The organism is Shewanella sp. GutDb-MelDb (genome assembly GCF_002836075.1).
Taxonomy (GTDB): domain Bacteria; phylum Pseudomonadota; class Gammaproteobacteria; order Enterobacterales; family Shewanellaceae; genus Shewanella.
In genome coordinates this window covers 1-25473 of sequence record NZ_PJBM01000170.1, presented here as the reverse complement: position 1 = coordinate 25473, position 25473 = coordinate 1, and the positions used below count along the sequence as shown (strand labels likewise).

Annotated in this window: 16 protein-coding genes; 6 read left to right on the top strand and 10 right to left on the bottom strand. The window is 43.2% G+C overall.

Annotated features, from left to right (window positions below; translation table 11 throughout):
* The first annotated feature begins 118 nt into the window (after positions 1–118).
* Together CXF82_RS08065 and CXF82_RS08060 are read left to right on the top strand one after the other, a co-directional pair.
* A complete protein-coding gene (locus CXF82_RS08065) occupies positions 119–2272 on the top strand; it encodes a S8 family serine peptidase (protein ID WP_102043984.1) in 2154 nt (717 codons plus the stop codon).
* A gap of 12 nt (positions 2273–2284) precedes the next feature.
* Complete coding sequence (locus CXF82_RS08060) at positions 2285–2758, top strand: hypothetical protein (protein ID WP_101090670.1); 474 nt, start codon at positions 2285–2287, stop codon at positions 2756–2758.
* Between the two features lie 674 nt (positions 2759–3432).
* Here the strand turns inward: CXF82_RS08060 and CXF82_RS08055 are convergent.
* From CXF82_RS08055 to dsrO, 5 genes are all read right to left on the bottom strand, one after another.
* Positions 3433–6990 carry an ABC transporter permease/M1 family aminopeptidase gene (locus tag CXF82_RS08055; protein ID WP_101090669.1) on the bottom strand — a complete coding sequence of 1186 codons (3558 nt, stop codon included), beginning with the start codon at positions 6988–6990 and terminating at the stop codon, positions 3433–3435.
* A gap of 11 nt (positions 6991–7001) precedes the next feature.
* Positions 7002–7883 (bottom strand): ABC transporter ATP-binding protein, encoded by an 882-nt coding sequence (locus CXF82_RS08050; protein ID WP_101090668.1) that lies wholly within the window; start codon positions 7881–7883, stop codon positions 7002–7004.
* Positions 7884–9155: 1272 nt separating this feature from the next.
* Positions 9156–12251 carry a tetrathionate reductase subunit A gene (locus CXF82_RS08045; protein WP_102043983.1) on the bottom strand — a complete coding sequence of 1032 codons (3096 nt, stop codon included), beginning with the start codon at positions 12249–12251 and terminating at the stop codon, positions 9156–9158.
* Between the two features lie 17 nt (positions 12252–12268).
* Positions 12269–13372 carry an NrfD/PsrC family molybdoenzyme membrane anchor subunit gene (nrfD, locus tag CXF82_RS08040; RefSeq protein ID WP_102043982.1) on the bottom strand — a complete coding sequence of 368 codons (1104 nt, stop codon included), beginning with the start codon at positions 13370–13372 and terminating at the stop codon, positions 12269–12271.
* Positions 13369–14136, bottom strand: coding sequence for a sulfate reduction electron transfer complex DsrMKJOP subunit DsrO (dsrO, locus tag CXF82_RS08035; RefSeq protein ID WP_101090665.1), 768 nt, complete (start codon positions 14134–14136; stop codon positions 13369–13371). Before dsrO ends, nrfD begins: the two co-directional genes overlap by 4 nt.
* Positions 14137–14305: 169 nt before the next feature.
* Between dsrO and CXF82_RS08030 the strand changes: the two genes are divergently transcribed.
* From CXF82_RS08030 to CXF82_RS08015, 4 genes are all read left to right on the top strand, one after another.
* On the top strand, positions 14306–16126 hold the full coding sequence (locus tag CXF82_RS08030; protein WP_102043981.1) for a sensor histidine kinase: 1821 nt from the start codon (positions 14306–14308) through the stop codon (positions 16124–16126).
* Positions 16127–16128: 2 nt separating this feature from the next.
* Complete coding sequence (locus CXF82_RS08025) at positions 16129–16743, top strand: response regulator transcription factor (RefSeq protein ID WP_102038226.1); 615 nt, start codon at positions 16129–16131, stop codon at positions 16741–16743.
* A 453-nt stretch (positions 16744–17196) separates the two neighbouring features.
* Positions 17197–17487, top strand: a complete 291-nt coding sequence (locus CXF82_RS08020; RefSeq protein ID WP_101090662.1) for a hypothetical protein — start codon at positions 17197–17199, stop codon at positions 17485–17487.
* A 63-nt stretch (positions 17488–17550) separates the two neighbouring features.
* The gene (locus CXF82_RS08015) at positions 17551–19818 is read left to right on the top strand and encodes a TonB-dependent receptor (RefSeq protein ID WP_102043980.1); all 2268 of its coding nucleotides are present in this window, start codon (positions 17551–17553) and stop codon (positions 19816–19818) included.
* 635 nt (positions 19819–20453) lie between these two features.
* Here the strand turns inward: CXF82_RS08015 and cyoE are convergent.
* From cyoE to cyoA, 5 genes are read right to left on the bottom strand one after another with little or no spacing between them, the layout of a single operon-like run.
* A complete protein-coding gene (cyoE, locus tag CXF82_RS08010; RefSeq protein WP_102043979.1) occupies positions 20454–21386 on the bottom strand; it encodes a heme o synthase in 933 nt (310 codons plus the stop codon).
* 13 nt (positions 21387–21399) lie between these two features.
* Positions 21400–21735, bottom strand: coding sequence for a cytochrome o ubiquinol oxidase subunit IV (cyoD, locus tag CXF82_RS08005; protein ID WP_101090659.1), 336 nt, complete (start codon positions 21733–21735; stop codon positions 21400–21402).
* Entirely contained in the window at positions 21735–22346 is a 612-nt protein-coding gene (gene cyoC, locus CXF82_RS08000; protein ID WP_101090658.1) for a cytochrome o ubiquinol oxidase subunit III, read from the bottom strand. The genes cyoD and cyoC overlap by 1 nt, the downstream gene beginning before the upstream one ends.
* Complete coding sequence (gene cyoB / locus CXF82_RS07995; protein WP_101090657.1) at positions 22343–24328, bottom strand: cytochrome o ubiquinol oxidase subunit I; 1986 nt, start codon at positions 24326–24328, stop codon at positions 22343–22345. Before cyoB ends, cyoC begins: the two co-directional genes overlap by 4 nt.
* 2 nt (positions 24329–24330) lie before the next feature.
* Complete coding sequence (gene cyoA / locus CXF82_RS07990) at positions 24331–25233, bottom strand: ubiquinol oxidase subunit II (protein ID WP_101090656.1); 903 nt, start codon at positions 25231–25233, stop codon at positions 24331–24333.
* Between the last annotated feature and the right edge of the window lie 240 nt (positions 25234–25473).

Below are 25473 nucleotides of genomic sequence, written 5' to 3'. Positions count from 1 at the left end.
GATACATTCTGTTACACCTGTTAAGTATGGGTGTGGTTTTATATCTTTTACATTGAAATCGCTTCGTATAAATCGAAGAAGGGAAGAAAGTTAATTATTAAAGGGAAAGGTATTAAAGATGTATAGAAAAACAATACTTTCTATTTGCATTACAACAGCTATTTTAGCTGGCTGTGGTAGTGACAATAGTGATACTAAAAAGAATATTTTGTCACCTACAAGCTCTGATGTAACCGTTAGTGCAAAGCAGTCAGTTACCGTTACAGGTACACTGACTGGCAACGATGAAGATAGTGATGTTACTTTCTCTATCGTTGATCCAGATTCAATTAAGCTTGGTAAGTTACTCATAACTGATGCCGCTAAAGGCACGTTCACCTACACCACTTCGGCTAGCGAAGGTGCTGAGGTCATCGATTTTAAAGTTAGTGATGGAGTCAATAAAGATTCGATCTCCGAGCTGACTATTAACATTGATGGCGGTGATCCGCTATACACTCAACAATGGCACTTAAAAAATACGGCGCAAAATTCATTTTCTTTAAGTCGCGGTCTAACTGGGAACGATCTAAATGTAGAGGGCGCTATTTCAAGCGGTGCTACCGGTAAAGGTATTATTGTTGCAGTAATTGATAACGGCGTAGAAATCTCCCATGAAGATTTGAAAAATAATGTGATTGTTGGAGGGTCGTACAACTTAATTACCGGAACTAATGACCCAACGCCTTTTGCTGATAGTGCTGCTCATGGTACAGAGGTAAGCGGTATTATTGCTTCCGAGGGCTGGAACGGTATTGGGGGGCGTGGTGTTGCACCAGAGGCAAGTTTAATCGGTTTCAACTTTTTAGACCAAGATCCACTATGCGCTCATCCAACACTAAGCAACTTCCTAACTTGTGCTGCGGGTGTACAAACGTTTGCCAACTTCGCTAAATCCCATGGTAAAAGTGCTTTTAGCGATACCGCAAGAGTGTTTAACCAAAGTTACGGTTATTCACCGACACTGCCGTTTACGACTGAAGAAGATGAAAATGAACTGATGCTAGATGTTGTTAAGCATGGACCTGATGGTAAAGGTGCTTTATTTGTTAAAGCCGCTGGTAACGGATTTCAATACTTCAAATTCCAAAATGCTTACTGGGCACCAAGTATCGCTGTGATTAAAGGTGAAGATAACAATCATGGTTTACCTTTCCATAACGCCAATATGTCACCAGATAACACTAACTTGTTCAATTTAGTTGTTAGCGCGACAAATGCAGTCGGCCAATTATCAAGCTATTCATCAGTCGGCTCTAATGTGTTTGTCGCTGGTGCTGGCGGTGAGTACGGTACTGATGCTCCTGCCATGGTGACGACCGATAGAATGACCTGTGCAAAAGGTAGCGCTACCACTAATGATCGCCCCAGTACAGGATTCATGGGCGGGGACCATCCTCTTAACGAGCAATGTAACTATTCATCAACAATGAATGGAACATCAGCTGCAACTCCTAGTGTAGCAGGTGTTATTGCATTGATATTGAGTGCTAATCCCGATTTGGGTTGGCGTGATGTTCGTGAAATTTTAGCTAAGACTTCAGTTGAAATTAATCCAGACCAATCACCAATAATGATAGATGTTGCAGGTAAAGCTGATTTTGAAGCTATGGGAGCATGGGTAAAAAATGCTGCAGGGTACCATTTCAATAACTTATATGGCTTTGGTCGCGTAGACGCAACTGCCGCAGTAAATCTTGCTAGAACCTATAAAGCTGATTTAGGCGATTACGTAATCAGTGATTGGACTATAAAAGACAAATTAGATAAGGCTATTCCGGATGCTAACCCGAGTGGCGTAACGGATGCTAATTCAGTTCTAGACAACCTCGTTATTGAGGGGGTTCAAATAGAGCTAAACATTGATCATAAGCGCTTACCTGACTTAGCTATCGAACTTATATCTCCATCAGGCACTCATAGCATGGTAATGACACCTTACAACGGTTTCACATTCCAAGGAGTCGCTGATGAAACTGATCCTGATGAAATCGTTACTGGTTATGTAGATACCCCAATGCTATCAAATGCTTTTTATGGTGAAGATTCGGCTGGCGACTGGACCCTTAAAGTGACTGACGTTAATAGCGGTCAATATAGTTTTTGGACTCAATATAGAGTAGGTACTGCTCAGAATCCTGCCGCCAATGATAAGGTCGTTGATATACCTAACGATGCAAACGGACTACTTAAAGGTTGGTCTATCCGTTTCCATGGTCATGCAGCTAGCTAATTGGAGTTACAAATGAAAAAATTTAAAGTAGTTATTTGCTTATCAGTATTACTTACCTCCTTTGCTGGGACGGTAGCATTCGCTGAGTCGGATATAGCTGAAAAGCTAAATATGAATGAAACCAAAACAAATGAACAAAAGTTAGTTGACCGCACATCATCTACAGAAGGAGCGTACAAAGTGCAGCAAGGTGATTCCATTGTTCGCTCAGATACACTCACTAAAGGCCAAATCATCTTTGACCGTTTATCTCAACCATCGATAGTCACGGGTGATCTTGTTATTAAGCTATTTGATAATGCTTCATCTGAAGATTTTGCTAATGACCACGACCTTTCAATCTCTATGAATACGGAGTCTAACTTAGGGATTTACACACCTAAAACTGATGCTGACTTAGTTAAATTACTCGAATCAATTAAAAAAGATGACCGTGTAATTAGAGCTAAGTTGGATAAATCGACTAACAAATATCAAATCCAGTGATAGGTAAGTTTCAATAATCTGAATTTGAGATAATACATTTAATATCAACCCTCTTTGTGATTATATTTTTCAATTAGAACTCATTAATCACATAGAGGGTATACCAAAAACAACAAAAAAATAAATTCACTTTTAATGGACTAATAGAAACAACCATAAAGATAAACTTATGGTTAAGCTAAGAGGAACAGAGGACGTTACAGTGACAGTTGTGGCAGATAGAGCTTTGGTGATACCGCACTGTTTAACTTCATTAAACATGATCTGGATTTTGAGTTCATTATTCAGATTAATAGGCTACCCATTTTAATCATCAGGTGAATCTACGGATTTTTGAACTGTTTATATCAAAAGTGCCGTTGTACTTATACCAAGTCCAGCTGCAATTTAAGGTAACTTTATTACGTTGATTAATTTAAGCTGACTTAAAGCATTAAATAGCCAATTTTAGGCGTAATGCGTTCCCATGAAACATGCAAGTTATATATGAATGTATGACATTGAAGCTGGCTGCTTAGTCAGGCCAATACTGACAAACTTCCTTTTCGCTACACAGTAATGAATTGCCACGCCATTTCATTTCATTTAAGCAAAGTAAGTCCATTTTCTGCAATCAAATTTCTATCCTTAAAAAAACTGACGCTTTAAGCGTCAGTTTTACGTTAAAGAACCGATTAAAGCTTAAAGATATTATCCTTCGCATCACGGTCAATCAGCTTAATAAAGGGATCAACCCCTACATAGCTTGGCTTACCATCAAGGACTAAAGTTAAGTTATTCTCTCCACTAACAAGTCTATGTTTCTCTAATAGCAGCACTTCACTGTCATTTTTAAGGTTATCAGGATCGGCGCTAAATACACCAATATCAATTAAGGCATCTAATGGTAATTCAGATTCCTCACCTTTGCCTTGGGCAGCTTTACGACCAGCATGAATAGTCAAGTCCAACTGTACTTTGCCATTATCCAATTGAGTCATCACTACATTCGTCAAACGTAAATCATATAATATGATCTGGTTAAATGAATCTTCGATAAACTGCGCTTGTTCCTTATCGACCCCCTGTTTAAGGTAGCGGACGAGATCCAAAGTGGTTGGAAAAGGATCATTACGATATTGATAACGTGTTAAAAATGCCTTCAAGTTATCATTAAGCCTATCTTCCCCTATTGCATCTTTAATCGCCATCATCACCACAGAGCCTTTTTGGTAGTGAATATATTGCTGGTTCTCACTACGCAATAACGGCATCTCTCTTATCGATTCAGACGACCGACCACGTAAGTATCGATCCAATTCATATTTAAGGAATTTACGGATCATTTTCTTGCCATATTTCTTTTCCAGCACCATCAAAGCAGAGTACTGAGATAAGGTTTCTGAAATAACAGCACTGCCCTGTACGTCAGCAGCCCCCACTTGATGTCCCCACCACTGATGTGCCACTTCATGCGCCGTTACGTAATACACGGGGTCAATATTGTCTTCATCACGTAAGTCGGTAATAAAACCAATACGCTCAGAATAAGGCACGGTATTAGCAAAGCTTTGAGCAAAACTACGGTAACCCGGAAACTCCATGATCCGCATTTGCTTATGCTGATAAGGCCCAAATGCTTGAGTGTAATAATCAATAGAATCTTCCACTGATTCGATCATGCGATCGACATTCCAAGGGTGGTCTGGGTGATAGTAAACCTCAATCGCAATGCCCTTATGTTCAATACGTTTAACTTGATAACGTGCCGAAATAATAGCGTAAAAATTCACCATTGGACTGTCCATCAAATAGTGAAAATACTGCCGCCCATCTTTCTTCCACTGTTTTTGTAAGTATCCGGGTGCTAAGGCTATTTGGTCAGCAACCGTCGAAATGGTGGCTTCAAACTGAATAAAATCACCATTGGCCCCAAAAAAGTTCTGCGTGTAAAAGCGATCATCCTCAAGCTTGTTAGCACGCTGTTTTTCAGCTAAGTCACGCTTTTTACGCTCGTGACGATCTGACAACTCATAGCCTTCTTGGTAACCAAATGCCGGTAATAACTCAAAATTATTAATGAAAGTACCATTTTCAACAACCGTGAAATCAAAGCCTGATTCGGCAATCCCGACTGACTCGCGGGTTAATTGAATATCCCCTTGTACTTTATCCCCTGGCATAATCGGCGCTTGGAAAGTCAGCCAAGTATTGCGGTAACGGTCATCAAACTCTCCTAGAGTTGAATGAGGAATATTGATCTTTACTGTGTCTGCACGTGTGTGTTCCGGCAATTGTACTAACATTTTTTCGATTGGCTTATCTGACTTGTTTTGCCATTCAAATTTAATGTTCGCCACAACTTTACGGGCTTCAGGATAAAGATCGATATTAGCATTTACTTTTGTCGTCACTAATATAGGCCAGCCTTGGTATTGCTTGAACGCTTTTTCGTAGTCTGCTTGTAAATCGGCGCTTTCATCTGCAGTTTGGTACTCATTTAGCACTTTTGTTTGGTAAAATAAGTAACTCCCCATGCCCAGAAACACAACAAGAGCACTTGCCACTATAACCTTGCCACCGCCACCTAATTGGTAGCCTAACAAGTTCATTCGCGTCTTAAGGCTCTGCTGTGGCCCTCTGTGGTACAAGCCATAGCCTAAAACAAATAAGACTACGCTTAGCGCTCCCCAGTAAATCATGTACATACTCTGGGTGAACAAGCCCCAACCGTAACCATTCATATCGGAGTAAGCTAAGGTGGGTGCCTGAGCAAAATTATATAAACTATGACCAAAACCCCAACTGGACATCACAAACGTCGTTAAGTAATAGCCAACAAACAGGCCCATACCTACGTACTTATTCGGACTCAGCACTTGCAGGAAAAATGCCAGCACCGCGGACATAATCAAAGGCACAAGATAATAAAATCCAAGTCGAATAATATATTGCGACAACTCAAGATTGCTCTGGCCTTTAATTAACTGAAATACAATCGTGGTGCACATGGCCAGTAAATAAAGTAGGGTCATTACGATAACAACGGACACCAACTTTGAACTCCAAAAGCTCAAATTAGACACCGGCATGCTGTCAACAATATCCCCCATGCCCGATGTGCGTTCACGCCAAACAATTTCAGCACTGTAATAAATCAGCACTATGGTCATTAATAGGCCCGTAGCACCGGCAATGTTGTTAACCATGTCTTGTGTCAATGGCCAGTTTGAGGTGCCATACCACCCAAAGTCAGTAAACATCGGGCCAATTAAGTTAAATACTGTTAAGGCCCCTAAGACCACAAAAGGTGCTGTCAATAATACTTGGCGAACTTCAAACTTTACTCGCGTCCAAAACTGCAAACGGCCATTTGGCTGCGTCGCCACGGCCAATTGTGATAGCGGTGTAAGCTTGGGAAGTGTACCGGCTTTCAAAGACTTCTTTTCACGTTGCTTAGTTAACTTAGGTTGACTAAAGATGCCAGAAAACCCGAGTAATACCGCAGCAATACCTAGCCACAATAAGCGGTTTTGCAACATGATCCCTGACAATTCCACCAGCTGAGTATTTTTTTCACTGATGGTCCAATAACGAGTGACATCAGCAAAAGTACGTAGTGCAAAGGGATCAAGTAATGCAGCGATGGTACGATACTGTGGCTGACCCGCCATTTCACCCGTTAAGGTATAAAGCACCAGCATTGCCACAGCCGTAAGATATAAGGCCATCAAAGACCTAAATTTGATAGCCATCGCATAAAACAAGGTCGAAATTAATAATAAACTGGGCAGCGCCAATTGAAAATAAGGCACGACATAGTTCAGTAATGAGATGGAACCAAAACGGCTAGCATCCACCCAAGGCATAATAGAACCCAATAAGAAGCCCAGCGGAATAAAAGCAAACACCGCAATGACCACCAAGAAACTGCCTATAAAGCGGCCAAACTGATATGAGAATGGGGATAACGGCTTACTGTAAATCAACTCTTCCATCAAATGCTGATGGTTACGAATTGCAGTCGTCCCCACAAAATTCACCACCGCAAACATCGAAATAAAGCTCATAATGAGCATCGACTGAGTAATACTAAAGGGGCTGTTTTTCATCACTTCGCCGCCACCACCAATTTGTATATTGTTGGAAGCTACAGACAAAAAGCTCACTAAAAATAAAAGTGAAGCGACCACATAAAATGACGGTTGACGTAAATAATAACGCCACTCAAATCTCACCATAGATAACAACATAGTTCTTCTCCTTATGCTGCCTGACCATTACGGTGACGATGAAGCGTGGAAAAGTACAAATCCTCAAGACCGGCACGGGCAGCTGTGAAACCTTCTGGACATGTATCAGACATCACATGCAGAACAGTTCGACCAGCTAACAAACGTTTGGAAATGACTGATAACTCAGACTCCAGTACCGCGGCCTCAGCTTGGCTGACCGTCTTAGACCAAATTTTGTCATCCAACCCCTCGACTAATTGTAATGGGTTACCTTCAAGTAAAATTTTACCCGACGCCAGCACCGCCATGTTAGCGCAAAGTTCAGAGACATCTTCGACAATATGGGTTGAAAGAATAACCACTTTTTCTTCACCCAGGCTCACTAACAAGTTATGAAAACGGTTACGTTCTTCAGGATCTAAACCTGCGGTCGGTTCATCGACGATAAGCAATTTTGGATCGCCAATCAGCGCCTGCGCAATACCAAAACGTTGACGCATACCACCGGAAAAACCACTGACCGCCTTATTCTTATGTTGATATAAATTAGTATGAGCAAGTAAACCATCAACTGATTCTTTGCGAACTTTAGGGTTATTAAGCCCTTTTAATATGGCCAAATGATCTAATAAGTCATAAGCGCTTATACGTGGGTAGACATTAAAATCTTGCGGGAGATAACCTAAGGTTTCACGCAGTGCTTGCGGATCGGCCATGACATCTATGCCATTAAAAATAATACTTCCTGAATCTGCACTTTGCAGAGCTGAAATAGTACGCATCAATGACGATTTCCCTGCACCATTTGGCCCGAGCAAACCAAACATTCCCTTGTCTATATTGAGATTAACGCCATCAAGTGCTTTAACATCATTGTCATATGTTTTATTTAAATTGGTGATAGTTAACATGTGTGCCTCTTGTTCCTTGAGAATAAAATACCGCCAAAGCACCACCTATCATTAATGTTATAGGGGACTCACGATAAAATAAGATTTGAGCTATTATTTGACCAAATGAAAATGAATGCTAATCTCTTTTATTTACTGATTCAATCTGACTTTGTTACGGAATGTATAAGGGGCAGTTGATCTTTCGAGCTTAGTTTTTGTTCAACTCTTTACGCTAAAGAATAATGCTTTTAGTATCAGGCTATTTAAACGTGTTAAATAAGCGCCTAATACACGCTTGTAGTAAAAGAATAAACGCTTTGAAACGAACTCAAATGACCACGCTATCTGGCTGTTTTTTAGTCGATATTTAACCGATACCTAAGTGTTAAACATTTGTTTTGTCTGCGAACAAAAATCAGACTGTCACCCTGTGATTTACACTCAAAATTGGGGGTGAAAAAGTGCAAACATTAGTTTGCAAAATTATTATGACTCAATAAGATATATTTCAAATCATCTCATTTAGATTTTAAAACTCGCTGTTGTATAGAACAAACGCCTCACATTATCATAAGACCCAAAACCTGATCCCGTGCCTGTAGTTCCATCAGGTAAGTCACGTTCAAACAAATTTTCAATCCCAGTTTTTAGCGTAATACCTGATTCAAAGTGAAGATCACAACTCTATCAAAAGGGGCTCTTGTGCTTGCTCAATAAAGTCTATATTTCTAGACTCTAATGGTGCGAGTACTATCAGGAACCATAAAGTACATAAAATTAGACTTTATGAGATTGAAGGTTGTTCACTTACTAGCGTTAATACGAGGAAGGTCACTGATGATTTTCCGAGTTTTAAAATTTTCCATCATCATTCAAAGTGACCCACCTTAAACGGAACACCCGATGCAACAGCCATCAAAACAACATGATAAAAATCAATCGGAATACAGTAACTTAATAATTAACACCAAGCCCCACAGAACCACCAAATACAGGAAGCCTCGGTACGAAACTATCGGGGCTTCTTGTATCTCTGCAAAACAATAGAATCAATATCTTACGTAGAGTAAAAGCTTATTCCACCAAGAGTTGCGGTCTTGGTCGTTATCCAGAGGTACCGCGGGCTAAAACAGGGAAAATAAGAGATGAGGCTCGCGAATGCTCGAAGCTAAAGGTTATTCTGTATTAAAGGCATTAATACAGCATGCGACGCTTAGTCTTAATATAAGCCGCACAGCAAAGCTCTCTGCCAGAGCAGAGAGCTTTATACCGTCCGAATATCTATCAATATTACGCTTTGCGAATTTTAGCCGGAAGAGACTGACGAGCAGCCGAGCCAACCACCCAATCAAGCATTACGCCTTTACCTTCACGAGTAGGGTCAATAAGACCGATATCATTAATATTGACACCATCACCGCCGCCGCGATTTTTTACTGGCTGTTGCTTACCATCAATCCAGTGTGAACGCTCACCCAGTTCGGTGTGCCCAAATCCGTGCTCAAAGCCAAGGATACCAGGCTTGATCCCATCGAGCACCATGGCGATGGCTTCGGTACTTGCACTCGGTGTTTCAACGATGAACCTATCGCCGGTTTGAATTTGCGCTTTTTCAGCATCAATTGGATGGATATACACCGGATTAATGCCTTTAATCGAATGCAGACGTGGAGAAAGGTTAGACACCGAACTGTGAATATTTGACTTGAAATTAGTCAAACTAAATGGCCACTCCTTAGGCGGATACTTTTCATCTAACGGCGTACCGTCACTGAGTTTTTGAGGATACCAAGTTGGGCAACCACTGTAGAATTCGCCCGTCATCGTGTTTCTAGAGGTACCGACCTTCTCATTCCAGATGGCGAGCGGCTTAGTCCATTTGTGCTTCATGGTGTCGTCTTGATACGCATTAGATGCATTTTCAAAACGCCCTCCACGGGCAAAGATATACGCAACCCGTTTCATTTCGTCAGCTGTGAGGGTTTTCTGCATTGCCGGCATTAAACGTTCTAACCCTGACCAAGCAATATCCTCTGCTGATACCTCTGGTACACCGCCTTTTACATATGCAAGGTTGGCGGCTGAGCGCAGATAAAAGTCTTCGGCGCAGTGAATGCCATGCCAATTGCCCTTGCTATCAGGAATAGCTTTATCACCAAAGCCACCTAATTTCATTTTCTTAGCAATATCAATTAAAAAGTTTTCTAAACAGATTGAGCGGCCATCTTTACTTTTGGCTGTTCTCGGCTCAACCACTGGCCAACGTGCGGTAATGGCCTTCACTGGTACGCCGTGCCACGGTGCGGTCATTCCCCAGCTTTCATAGGTCACTGTGTCTGGGACCATATAGTCTGACAGTGCGGTAGTTTCGTTAATGAACGCATCAACTGACACAATTAGTCCGAGCTGCTTAGGATCTTTAAGTTTGTCCTCGAGTAGATTTTTTAGGCCGGGAACACCGTACATTGGATTGGCCATGTGGTTGATCCACGCTTTAGCGCGATATGGATAACCGTCAATTGCCGCAGAAAGATGCTCAGTTAATAATGGCGCCGAGATAGGATACCAAGGCGCACGTGTAGGGTAAGGAGACTCTCCGGCTGCAACGCGGCGTTTATATTCACTGGTCTTGTGATACGGAAACTTACTGCGTGAGAGGAAGATACCTTTAGGCGCTGTTTTGCCCTCAAACTGAGTAAAGTCATAACGTGGGCCTTTAGCAGATGTAGGATACCCCCCTGCTCTTGCCATTGCGCCACCTTTGACATTAACGTTACCGACAAGGGCATTAAGCATCATGATCGTAAAGGCATTATAGAAACCATTGGTGTGCATGTTACCACCGTGGGTGTCGACGACGGCTTTAGTGCCATGGCTGGTAAAGCGAGTTGCTAACGCGATAATTTGCGCTTCGGCTATCTCACACTGCTGGCTGTAAAAACTCAGATCATGTTTAAACGCTTCATCTTTGAGTCGCTGTAGCGACGATTTCACTCTGACAGTACCATTAGCCAAAGCAACGTCACAGTCAACAAAAAGTGCCGCTTCGTCAGCTTGTGTATGCAAGCCAAACTCATCAGTTTTTGCGTCGACAATCACGTAAGGGTCCGTCTCTGAGTGAGCTTCACCTTCAAACCGCATGCTTATATCCGATGCACGCAAGAAGCTACCGTTACGAGGGTGTTTGTCATCACTGATGACCAAATGCGTGGCGTTGCACCAATGCGCGGTGCCCGCACGCTTCATGGCATTAACACCCGGTTGCGCGAGGAACGTTTTATTAAAACGTTCATTCTCAATGATCCACTGGATCATGCCCAGCACCAGCGCAGAGTCGCTAGCGGGCTTAATCGGCAGCCAATTATTATCATCCCCCGCCGCTAGGCTAGAAGAACCCGCCGGCAAGCTGGGCGTAACGATCGTGTACTGCAGGTTGCCATCGGTACGCGCTTTTGCCAATTGGCGAGCCTGTAGCTTAAACGGATTACCCGCTTGCGCTGGTGACATGCCAATAAAAATAATGTATTCAGCATGATTAAAGTCAGGCTTAAGGTGAGCAAACTTTTTAAGGTCATTCATAAAGGCACCACTCCCCGCTCGGAAAGCATAACCACAGTACGACCCATGATGGCCATAGTTACGGGTACCAAAGCTATTAAACGCAAAGCGCTTTAAAATATCATCTCGCCCTTCGTTACCCGCATTGGTGACTAACAGCTGATTGGCTTTTGGGCCATATTCAGGGTTTTGTGCATCAATCGGTGTATTGATATCGCGTATCGCTCTTAGGCCGTCAACGTGGCCTTCACCGAAGAGATCGCCACCTTCAACGACTTCTTCTATTAGCTGCTCATAGCTAATTTTTTGCCACTTGCCTTCACCTCGCTTACCAACACGTTTTAACGGCTCGGTAATACGATAAGGGCTATTGCGAATTTCAAGCATGCCATTTCCGCGAGCACACGCGGTTGAACGACCTTCTAGCCCTGACTCACCCGTTAGACTCAGGTAAGCGTCTTTTACCGGAGTATTGAAAGGAATGGGATTTTGATGTGATAACGGATGGTAGGGATTACCACTGATCCGCAAAATATCATCGGTACGATTATCGATTCGTACACGGAGTCCACACAACGTCCAGCAACCAAAACACATTGATGGCGCAACTCGCTGATTATGATTTGGAATTAGGTTGCCATTTTTATTGACTTGATACTCGGGTTCTAACGAGTTGCCGTGGTGAATATCGCGGGTTTTCTTGCCCGATGTTCCTTCGATAACCCCTTCTACCAGATGCTTAGTGGTGCCAGCGTATCCAGCTGAAAAAGCGCCCAGACCACCAACAGCGAGGCCTGATTTCAAAAATTGTCGACGTTTGTTGTCCATAGTGAAATCCTCTTTAATTAGTGGGTGGTCAGCGCGGTATCAGCACTTTTATGACGCTTGGGTTGTACTAACTCTGATGCCAGCATGGCAAGCGCCATCCACAGCCCAATCATGCCAACAATACCGAGTAAGCCACTGCTGCCCATGGGTAATGAATAGGGATAAGGCCCTACGTCGAATTTAGGAATGGTTTGCACTTCCATCATGGTTATCCAGCGGGTTATCCAACAGGCTGCAAGTAACATTAAAGCGTTACAGAACAATACGAAGTTACTGCTGTTATGACGTAAGGTTAACAGCACTAAAACGGCACAACTTAATATCGATACCGCTAACAGAGTAAGATCACTTGCCCAGCGACTATCATCAAAGAGCGAGAATGAAGGATTATTTGAGGCCCATATAGGGATAAGGATGAGTGCTAAAATACTGCTCAGTATGCTGGTCTGTTTGATGAGACGAACATCAGTTTTAGACAATTTGTCACTAGCTTCTTTTTGAGGAAAAAGTAACCATATAATAAGCGATAAACCCACCGCGCCGAGAAAAGCAGTGGTAAACCAAAGCAGTGGTGATGCAGGCTGGTCCCAAAGCGGACGAGCATGAACCGCTGCAATTTCAGCCCCGGTATAAAAGGCAATCGACATACTGGATATAACAGTAATTGTCGCCACACTAAGCATCATTTTAGCGCTGGTTTTCCACTGCCCTAATGACAATTTAGACACGGTTCTAAATATCTTGCTCTCACTGTCTTTAAAACTCATTAAGTCGTCGCGCAGATACAGCCATGCAGTGACAACAGAGAGTCCAGAAAAAACAGGTAAGAAAAACGAGCCCATAGACATCCAAGACCACGGGGTGATATACGCATAAAAATGCCAAGCGCGGCCTGGCTGATGCAAATCTCCAGTAAGGGCTAATGGCCCAACAATTGCGCAAATGGCAAGTGTTAGGACTAATGCTGCGCGTAGGCGATGGCTGGTATGCTTTTTAAAGATAAGAGTGAGCAGAAACAACATTGCCGCCGCATAGGCTGACCCAATAAAAAAGAAATACTGTGTCGCCCAAGGTAGCCAAGCCATTTGTTGAGCCGGAACTAAGACTTCAGTAATGTTCATGCCTCTACTCCTTTGGGATCATAAATTGCGGGTTTGCCTTCAATATGGCTGGTAAAGCGTTCATCCATACCAATATAAAACACGTGCGGTTTAGTATTTTCTTCCGGCTTGAGTACTTTTATATCTTGGTGATTTTCTTTTAGTAAGCGATTAATCTCACTAGATAGATCATTTAGATCGCCAATCACCCGGGCTCCACCCACACACGTTTCAACGCAGGCAGGCAACAAGCCTTTTTCAAGACGGTGAGCGCAAAATGTACATTTGTCAGCGGTGAGGGTTTCTTCGTTAATAAAACGAGCATCGTAAGGACACGCTTGGACGCAGTAGGCACAGGCAACACAGCGACTATTATCAACCATTACGATACCGTCTTCACGCTGGAAGGTCGCTTGCACCGGGCACACGGCAACACAAGGTGGGTTTTCACAATGGTTACAAAGCCTAGGTAGCATAAAAGATTTTACTTCTTTAACCCCTTGAGAACCGTCATTAAGTGTCACTTCATATTGCTTAACCGTGGTTCTGAACTGGCCGATTGGCGCTTGGTTTTCGATGCTGCACCCAACGGTACAAGCCTGACACCCTACACATTTTCGTAGGTCAACGACCATAGCGTAGCGTTTTCCGACCTGACCTTTACGATCCGGTTCGTCGTTATTACGTATAATAGTTCCCGCTGTTGCCGTGTTAACCCCAACAATAGGGATCAACGCGGCTCCGGCGGTAATAGCACTCAAAAAGCGACGTTTGTTAGAATCCATAATTCACCTGACTCGATTATTTTGATCTTGTTATCATTGTCAGTAAAATATGCTCAGCTCGGTATTGTGGATTTCCACATGTCTGAATAAACATTGATCTAAAACAAGTATCAAACAGCCTGTAAAGGCTATTACTCTGTTATTACAAGTATTCAATTTAGGAAAAGTGATGATGATAAAGCGATGGTTTCGTTATGGTTTCCATATTTTAGTATGGATGATAGCGTTGTTATCGTTGCCGGTATCAGCCACAACAACAGCTGCAGCAAATACACCTAACGTTGATATTGGCGTACTTGCCACGCGTGGCCATTTATACACAAAGCAACGTTGGCAGCCGACCATCGACTGGCTTAATCTACAAATACCTGAGGTTAACTTTGTACTCCATCCATTGGATTTAGATACCATGGCTAATGCAGTCAGCCAGCAAACTATGGACTTTGTACTCACCAATCCGGGGCAATCGGTCACATTAGGACGTCAGTATGCTTTGTCGTGGATAGCGACGTTAACGAACAGAGCACCAAGCAGTACTAACTTTGGTATTGGTTCTGCACTCGTAGTGAGAGCCAGCTCTGATTATCAGCGCCCTGAAGATATCGTGGGCTTGCCTATGGCTGCAGTGTCCGAGAATGCCTTTGGCGGCTATTTGACACTCCGCTATGAGATGGTGCAACAAGGGATTAATCCCAATGACTTTTTTGCTGACGTGCACTATTTAGGCTTTCCAATTGACGCGAATCTTTATCAACTTAGAGACCGAAATGTTGAAGCGGCGGTGATACCCGTCTGTCTGTTAGAAAATATGGTCAAAGAAGGCTTACTCAATAAAGCAAAGTTTCGAGTATTAAACCCAAAAGAGAATGGCCATTTTACTTGTCAGGTTTCAACGCCTCTTTATCCAAACTGGTCACTGGCAAAAACAGAGCGAGGCTCGGCTCAATTAGCAAAGAAAATCTCTCGTATTTTACTTTCCATGTCAGCAGAAAATACGGCAGCAATAGCCGCAGGGGCATCGGGTTGGACATCGTCAGTTAACCTGTTATCTATCGATAAAGTGTATCAAGCGCTGGATCTTTTACCGCTGCAGCAGCCTTGGTGGAAACAGGCATTGCGTTGGCTTCGAATTCATCAGGAGTGGGCTTGGGCCCTATTTATCTTTTTTATTTTTATCAATGTTTATCATTTCTGGCTTGAATACCGCTTTAGTAAAAGTAAACAAGCGTTGGAGCAAACACTGCACCGCTTAAAAGAGAAAGGGGAAATGTTAGAGCATTCTCAGCGTGTTGCCATTGTAGGAGAACTGGGTAGTAGCTTGGCACATGAGATAAATCAGCCATTAACCGCGATTAGAAATTACAGCGAAGGCGGATTATTACGCTTAGCTAAACAGCGGCCTTATGAAGATATTATTCCTGTATTTGACAAGATCCAGAGTGAAGTTGAGCGCGCTGATGCGATTGTTAATCGCTTACGTACCTTAATCACCAAGCGAACGGTAAAAAAGAAGATGTGTGATATTGAGCAGTTACTTAACGATACTATAGAGCTATTGCATTTTCGGCTACAGAAACAAGAGGTCGTCATTGCGCGAGAATTAACAGGAACAGCGGTTAAGACTGTAGTTGATGTTGTTGGTCTACAGCAAGTGATGATCAACGTTATTAACAACGCGATTGATGCCTGTATGACGTATCTTGAGCGACATCCCGCTGAGGGATATCAAGCTAACATTATTGTACGAACCCATTATCAGCAAGACACCATAAGCATCGAGATTGTAGACAACGGTACCGGACTTGAACATGACAATCCAACAGAAGCATTTGTCAGTACCAAGACCGATGGATTGGGGTTAGGACTGGCAATTTGCCGCGATGTGATGGAAATGCATGGGGGAGAATTTATGATCCAGTCTCTCGAATCTAAGGGTTGTATTGTCACCATTTCATTGCCCGTCTTATCTACAATCAATAACAGGAGATAACCATGCTCAACCTCGCTAAAACCTTAGCCGTTTATGTTGTGGATGACGATAAATCAGTGCGTGACTCACTGGCATTTATGCTTGAGGAATATGAATTTAATGTCACCACCTTTGAAGATGGTCCGCAGTTTCTTGATGCATTAGATCTAACACAACCTGGTTGCGTTATTTTGGACTGCCGTATGCCTAAATTGCGCGGGCAGCAGGTGCATCAATTACTAAATGAAGCCAAAAGTCCGTTGGCCGTGATTTATCTTACCGGCCATGGTGATGTCCCAATGGCGGTGGATGCTTTACAGGCTGGAGCGGTGCACTTTTTTCAGAAGCCTGTCAGAGGAAGTGATCTGGCTTTAGCCCTTGAGCAGGGGTTAATCCAGTCAGCAGAAAAGATGAATACACTCGCGGTCAATGCCGCTTATGATTCATTAACCCTAAGGGAAAAGGACATACTGCGCCTGCTCATTGCGGGGAAACGTAATTTAAGAATAGCCGACGAGCTCTGCATTGCTATGCGTACTGTGGAGGTACATCGTGCGACCTTGCTAAAAAAATTCTCAGCAAAGACAGTCGCTGAATTAGCTTATATTTATGGGCACTGCCATGAGAGCGCATTTTAGTCACATCAGGACTTAACGTAGTGCAGGATCATCTCCCGACTCTTTAACAGCCGTGTGATGTGGCAAACCGGTGGAACAAACAAAATCAATATCCTAGATGCAATCTAGCGCTGGCTTAATACAGAACATAGCGACGTATGATCTGCTTTTTATAACCCCTATAACCAATTTAACAACGGCAGTGGTTATGTGGTAGATACTGATAAAATCAGTAGCCATCAGACAGTCAATGTCGACGTTCAACTTCTTTAGACGGTAAATGGTCATCATATTAATGTAGCAATCGCCCTTTAACCTATAGAACTAAAATATTCTCGGCTTAGGCAGCGGTCCCAATGGCTAAATAAAAATGACCAATGTCATTTTAGCACTAGACAATTGAGACATTACTAAATTAAGATTAGCGACTTGTAAATTATCAGATGTCCAAACATAGGGGGAATGTTAACAACAATGACAAATCAGCTCCCCCCAAAGTTTAAAGGTTATCTCTTACTAGCGTTTGGCTTGTGGTTGATTGTTCTGCAATCGATAACCTTCGCACACGCAGCAGAACATGCTCTAGAAGCTGATAACACTCACTGTTTGTACAGCAATGTTTACCATGATCAAAGTGCTGGCCCAACGTCAAACGCCATACCCGTCATTTGTCCGCCACAAACTGAAAATATAGCCGCACCATTATATCTACAGCCTTCTCTTGCTTGGCAACGTAACCTACAGGTTCGAGCTCCCCCTTTATAGTCCTTAAGCAAACTCCACATCATTTCAAATTTATTTTTTTGCTTATCTATAAGGACAAGCATAATGAAACTTGCACTATCATATGTAGCGCTAGCTGTTGCTGGCTGTTTTTCACCTGTAATGGCAGCTCAGCTACAAGGCCAAATTACCGATAATAATGGTACTCCAATCCCGAATGCGCATGTCAGCATCGACGGGGGTAAAAAAACAACCAGCGACACCCAAGGCCACTATCAATTATCCCTCGCAGATAACAGCCATGTTCACCTGCATGTAAGTAATGATAACTTCAAACATGCAGATCATGATTTACATATCGCGACAGGCACTGTGACGCAAAATGTGTCACTTGAGCAGGCTATGATGGAAAACATTGTCGTTACAGCATCGCCTTTTCTGCGCTCTGCAATGGAAAGCACCACGCCAATCAGCGTGATGACTGAAGACCAGCTAAAGCTGAATATCGAGCCAACCTTAGGCGATACACTTGAAAAATTGCCCGGTGTGCAGGCCTCTCATTTCGGTGCCGGTGCTAGTCGCCCTATCATCCGAGGTATGAGTGGTCCCCGTGTCATGGTATTAGAAAATGGTCTATCGGTGGGAGATGCTTCAACAGTATCAGCTGATCATGCGGTAACTACCGAAGCCGGAACCGCACAGCAAATCGAAATTCTACGAGGGCCAGGTTCTCTACTCTACGGCAACGCCGCCATTGGTGGGGTTGTCAATGTCGTCAATAACCGAGTTCACGAGCAATCTGTCGATGAGTTATCTGGTAACTTCGGCACCCACTATGTTACTGGTAATAATGGTCGAACCGTTAATGGTGAACTAAACGGTGGCGACGGTAAATTCAATTGGCATTTAGACGGCACCCATCGTAATACGGACGATTTCAATATTGCCGGCAATGCTATTGAGGGCCAAGCTGAAACTCACGGTAGTGTTACTAATAGTCAGCTAAAACTGGATGACTATGCGGCGGGTGTTGGCTACACAGGTGATAACAGTTTTGTTAGTCTTTCTGGGGCAAATACTCAATCTAACTACGGTATTCCTGGCAGAGGTGTACAAGGCGATCCAGACATCACCATTGATCTAAAAAAGACGGCCTGGCAGCTCCACAGTGGCTTGTTTGATCCATTTGCAGGGGTGAGTAAAATCCGCTTTGATGCAGGTTATACCGACTATCAACATGCCGAGCAAGAGAATGGTGATGCCGATACTTTCTTTTACAACAAACAGAGTGAAGCTCGTTTAAGCGTTAACAATACGCCTTGGGGAGAATGGCAAGGCGTTATGGGTCTGCATGCTATTCATCGGGATTTTTCTGTTCAGGGGGAGGAAGCACTGACACCTGACAGTAAAACCGACACCATTGCGGCATTTATCGTACAAGAACGTAAATTCGGGGACTTTCGCATCGAGCTCGGTAGTCGCATCGAACATTATCGTTTAAATCCCGACAGCATGAGTATAGAAACCTTGAATGGCTCACAAAACTATCAACCCGATGGTTTGAGTGATAACAATATCACGCTGTCCGCTGGCGTAGTCTGGGATTTTGCTACAGCCTATAACTTGGGCTTATCAATCGAAAGAGCCGAGCGCTCAGCCACTGCAGAAGAGCTTTACAGTTTTGGCGCTCATGATGCGACCCAAAGCTTCGAGGTGGGTTCTCAATTCAAGATTGAAAATGGTAATGTCATTCCAGACAGTGGCGATAGTGACAAGGAAATAGCCAACAATATCGACTTAACCTTGCGTAAATTAGAGGGGGCATGGACGGGGTCTTTTAGTGTTGCCTATAACAAGATAAATGACTTCTACTATGAAAAAGATACGGGTCTTGTCGCCTCTGATATAGGATCAGAAGGAGATCTGCCTGTGTATCAATTTACCCAAGGCGATGCCGAACTCTATTCAGTCGAAGCCCAAGCCAACATCCCCTTTAACGACACCTGGTCACTGGATTTACTCAGTGATTATACTCGCGGTAAATTGGTCGATGGGGGTAATCTACCACTGATATCGCCGATGCGATTTGGCTCAACCCTTAACTTTGACCAACAAGATTGGCATGCTGAAGTCGGGGTAATGGGTTATGCAAAGCAAACCGACACCGCCGAAAATGAAACAGATACTGCTGGTTATGCTTTGGTAGATACCGCTCTAACTTATCATTTACCTACTGAGAATGGCGACATGATGTTCTATGTGAAGGGCAACAACTTACTCGATCAGGACGCGAGGCCACACACCTCATTACTCAAAGAGTATTCCCCACTCATGGGTCGGAGTTTTATGCTTGGCATGAACTACGATTTTTAATCGATGCTAAAACACATCGCTTGATATGAGCGCAAACCTTAAGGCGAAGTCGGTGACTTCGCCTTTTTAATAAGGGGACCTGTCGTCATTTTGGTTTTAAAAATAATCCAGTGATAATAAAGGATTATCAACCAAGCTGAGCTCGCCGTGAATGGCTTCAAAGAGTGACAGCGTTTAGCGACTATCCAAACGTTAGGTAAGTTCATCGCTGCACAATCCCCCTAAGCAACACGTCATTACCTACACACCACGTCATATAACATGGCTTTTGCAACAATTATTGACGTGTTTTCCCATAAAAACAGGTATCGATTTACCCGCCGGAGATGCTAGCTTCAACCTGCTTACCCAATACCCAAAGGCATCGAACTCGAGTCTATATCGCGCGAGTAACAAAACGAAAATATAGCTTCACTATTGAGCACACTCAGACATGAGCGTTCAAGCAGCTGTGCAATGGGAACGAACGAAAGGTTGAACCACCCTACAATTTCATATCTCGGGTAGTCGCTGTAGGGTAAAAGGTGCAATCACCACCATCAAATAGTCGAGCATAAGATGATAGTGATTACAGGATGTCGCACGCTAATAGACCAATAAACCATTAGCGTGCTTAAACATAAAACGCTCTAAAACTAATTAGCCAACATCAATAATGGTGTTTGTGCTACCGACTGAAAATCTAGCGCCATAGTCACGCTTAACGCGGTAATAGTTATGATAGAAAAACCAAATACCTGACGTGCCCAGCTATGAAGATTAATATCACGGCGATAACCTTTTAATGCCATGGCAAGCCACCAAAAACTGGTCGCACAGGTTACCGCCATAAAGGCAATACCGGTATAACCAGCTAATGGCAGCAACACACTGACCAGTGCAAACACTGCTATATACAGCACAATATGCAATTTAGCCTTAGCCATCCCCTCAGACACGGGTAACACGGGAATATTAGCCGCGGCATAATCATTGAAACGATAAATAGCGATGGCGTAAGAGTGTGGCATCTGCCATAAGCTAAACATTAGCAGCAAAATAAGCGCACCAGCATCCATTTCCCCGGTCACAGCGCAATAGCCAACCACGGGCGGAACCGCACCTGAAAAACTGCCCACCAAGGTGCCATAGACAGAGTTTCGCTTCATATACAGACTATAAACACCCACATAGACCAGGTAACCAATCACTGCAAATGTCACAGCTAAGCTATTGGTATATATCATTAATATACCAAAACCCAATATACCTAAGAGCACGCTATATATCAGTACCGATGGTACCGATATCGCCCCCGTCACCGTGACTCGGTTACGGGTGCGTTGCATCTTTGCGTCGATATCGCGATCAATACAATTGTTAAGTCCACAGCCCGATGCAACCACCAAAGACAAGCCCAGCATGGTCATCAACATCAAGGTCAAATCCACGTTACCTTTAGCAGCAAGTAAAAAACCACCCGCAACGGAAATCAAATTCCCCATGATAATGCCAGGCTTCGTTACCTGAATATATCCTTTCAAATACGTCTTCCATTGCATAGACATCAACCGACCTTGAATATTCATAACCAGCCTCTTACTACATCATCAAATCGTTGGCTGCATAGATAATCCATACAGACAAACCCACCACCATGACAATAATCAAGGTAGTAAACAGGAACGAAAATGTATTGAGTCTGCCCTCTTTAGAGAAATCAAGATGCAGAAAATACTTTAAATGCACCACAATCTGAACAATAGCGGTCACCAGCACGATGCCTAAGGTTATTGGCTTATCAAAGTGATGCGTCATCACTGCCCAAAATGGGATCCCAGTTAAGATAACCGACAATAAAAAACCGACCAAATATGACTTAACACTGGCGATCAGGCTCTCTGAAGTATTGCCTGGTGTTGTATGCGCTAGATTCATCACAATACCCCCAATAAATAAACCACGGTAAAGACACAAACCCACACAATATCAAGGAAGTGCCAAAACAAACTTAGGCAACTCAAGCGAGTGACACTACGTTTGGTCAAACCTGTTTTACCCACTTCAAACATCATAATTGCCATCCAAATAAGCCCCGCAGTAACATGTAAACCATGCATACCGACTAAAGCAAAAAAGGATGACAAAAATGCGCTACGCTGAGGCCCGTGACCCGCCTCTATCAAGTGATGGAATTCGTAGACCTCCATACTGATAAATACACACCCTAAAACAAAAGTGATCATCAGCCAGGTTAACGTGGCTGAACGCTTCTGATGTTTTGCGCAAATTAAGGCGAAACCAAAGGTGATACTACTGACCAACAGTGCTGCAGTTTCGATAAGAACAAAGTTTAATTCGAAAATATCTTTCCCCGATACGCCACCATCGGTATTCATGAACAGTACCGCGTAAGTGGCAAATACAGAGGCAAACAAGATGCAATCGGTCATCAAGTAAAGCCAAAAACCTAATAGCGTATTTCCGCTAGTGTCATGGTGATCATCTGCTTGTTCAACGTATAAATCTCTTGAGATAGCAGTACTCATATCCGCCCCCTTGCCACTTTATCTAAGTGTGCATTTTCGATGCGAGCTATTTCATCAGGTTGAACGTAGTAATCATGGTCGTTGCTATAAGCTCGGAACAAGAACACTACAAAAGCACCTAACATACCCGCGATAGCTAACCAAAGAATATGCCAAATCGCGGCAAAACCGGCAGCGGTTACGCCTAAGGCTATTAAAATACCACTGGCCGTATTTTTCGGCATATGAATGGGTTCATAATGATCATAACGTTGATAAGCCTCCCCTTTCTCTTTCATATCAGTGAAACTGTCGATATCAGACACTTGAGGATCTTTAGCAAAGTTATAGAACTGCGGCGGTGAAGATGTTGACCACTCTAGTGTATGGCCATTCCACGGATCGCCGGTCGTATCAAGATTTTGTTCTCTATCTCTAAAGCTCACATACAGTTGTACGAACTGTAATATGATGCCGACAAAGATGATAAAGGCGCCCACTGCAGCCAAATAAATCCAGATGTTCCAATCAGGATTATCAGTGTGATTAATACGACGGGTCATGCCTAAAAACCCAAGAACATATAAAGGCATAAAGGTGACATAGAAACCGATCTGCCAGCACCAAAATGCGGCTTTACCTAAGCGTTCATTAAGCTTGAAGCCCATCGCTTTCGGGAACCAATAAGCAAAACCTGCAAAATAACCGAACACAGCTCCACCTATAATGGTGTTATGGAAATGAGCGATTAAAAATAAGCTGTTATGCAAAACATAGTCCGCGCCTGGAAGGGCTAACAATACGCCTGTCATCCCACCAATAGTGAACGTCGTCATAAAGCCTAACGTCCACAGAACAGGCACGGTAAACTTTAATCGACCTCGATAGATAGTAAACAACCAGTTAAATAACTTAACTCCGGTTGGCACCGCTATCACCATGGTCATCACCCCGAAGAAGGCGTTGACGTTTGCACTCGACCCCATCGTAAAGAAGTGATGTAACCACACGATAAAGCCTAAAACAGAGATAGCACCACTAGCCCAAACCATTGATTTGTAGCCAAACAATCGTTTAGAGGTAAATGTGGAAATGACCTCAGAAAAAATACCAAAAGCAGGTAATACTAGTATGTAAACTTCAGGATGACCCCAAGCCCAAAAGAGGTTGATGTACATCATGGCGTTGCCGCCACCGTCATTAGTAAAGAAGTGGAAACCCATATATCGATCAAGGGTTAACATGCCAAGTACTGCTGTTAAGATTGGGAAAGAAGCCACGATCAAAATATTGGCCCAAGTACAGGTCCAAGTAAAAATCGGCATCTGCATTAACTTCATGCCCGGCGCACGCATTTTAAGCACCGTCGCGATAAAGTTAACCCCGGTTAACGTCGTGCCTATGCCTGAGATCTGTAATGCCCAGATATAGTAATCGACACCGACCCCGGGGCTAAATGACAGCTCAGACAATGGCGGGTAAGCCACCCAACCCGTTTTAGCGAATTCACCTAATCCCAACGAGATATTAATTAATATCGCACCGCCAGTGGTAAGCCAAAAACTTAAGTTATTAAGAAACGGAAAAGCGACATCTCTAGCACCAATTTGTAATGGCAAGACTAAATTCATCAGACCGATCATAAATGGCATTGCCATAAAGATAATCATGATCACGCCGTGAGCCGTGAAGATTTGGTCGTAGTGCTCTGGTGGCAGATATCCTGCCGCGCCATTAACTGCCAGTGCTTGTTGAGTTCGCATCATTATTGCATCTGAGAAGCCACGAACGAGCATCACAAAAGCAAGCACAATATACATAATACCTAAGCGTTTATGATCAACTGAGGTAATCCAGTCATTCCACAATACGCCCCATTTTTTATATTTAGTGATCAACCCGACAAGAATAATGCCTATTATGGCGACAACCGCTAAGGTCACCATAATAATGGGCTCTTGATACGGAACTGATTCTAACGTTAGTTTTCCGAGAAAAGACATGGTTACTCCGTCTCCCCATTTTTAGGGGATGAATGTCCTGAATGGTGTGACATATCCATACCCGTATCCTTATGCATATATTGCATCACGATCTGGTTAAACATGCCTTTACTGACTGTTCCGTAATACTCAACAGGATTATTTTCACTCTCGATAGCGAGCGCTTTATAACTTTGACTATCAAGCTTTCTGCTTTGTTTTTTCACTTTTGCTACCCAAGCATCAAAGTCTTCAGCTGTCGCTGTCGCAATAGCCTTAAACTTCATCCCAGTAAATCCAGCGCCGCTATAGTTAGCCGAAATACCATTGAAGATTCCCGGTTCATTAGCAATCAAATGCAGTTGAGTCGCCATCCCCGCCATTGAGTAAATCTGGCTGCCGAGTTGCGGAATAAAGAAGGAGTTCATTGCAGTGTCTGAGGTAATTTTAAAGTTCACTGGCACATTGGCAGGAAATGCCAACTCATTGACCGAAGCTATCCCCAACTCAGGATATATAAACAACCACTTCCAGTTGAGGGAGACCACCTCAACAGTGATAGGTTTAGCCTCATGTTCTAATGGTTTATAAGGATCTAAATCATGTGTTGACCCCCAGGTGATGACACCAAGAATAATCACAATCACGATCGGCACTAACCAAACAACGATTTCAATGTTTTTTGAATGAGCCCATTTAGGCGCATAAATTTCTTGATCGCGGCCATCACGGTACTTCCAGGCAAAATACAGCGTCATGAAAATCACCGGGATCACCACAATCAACATCAACAAGGTGGCGACAACGATGAGATGTTTCTCATCAATGCCAATTTGCCCTTTGGGATCGAGCACACCGCCTTCACAGCCGCTCAGCAATATTGCAAATATCGCCAAAGCAGCTTTACTTAAATTTCGAATTAACAAAGGAAGATTCCTCTCACCTTAAGGTTTTATCTCTCTGTAGGCAGGTATTCACTCGCCGCACAGCAGTGGCTAATACACTGATCAAACCATGATTACGCAATATACAGCTGTGCATAAGCGCACTCGAATTAAGTCATTCGAGATTATGATCTAATGGGTGATTAGCTAAGTGTTATAAAGAAATAGAAGTCTAAAAAGGAGGAGCGCGGCAACCGTGAGCGTCTTGTGCTAGAGACTGAA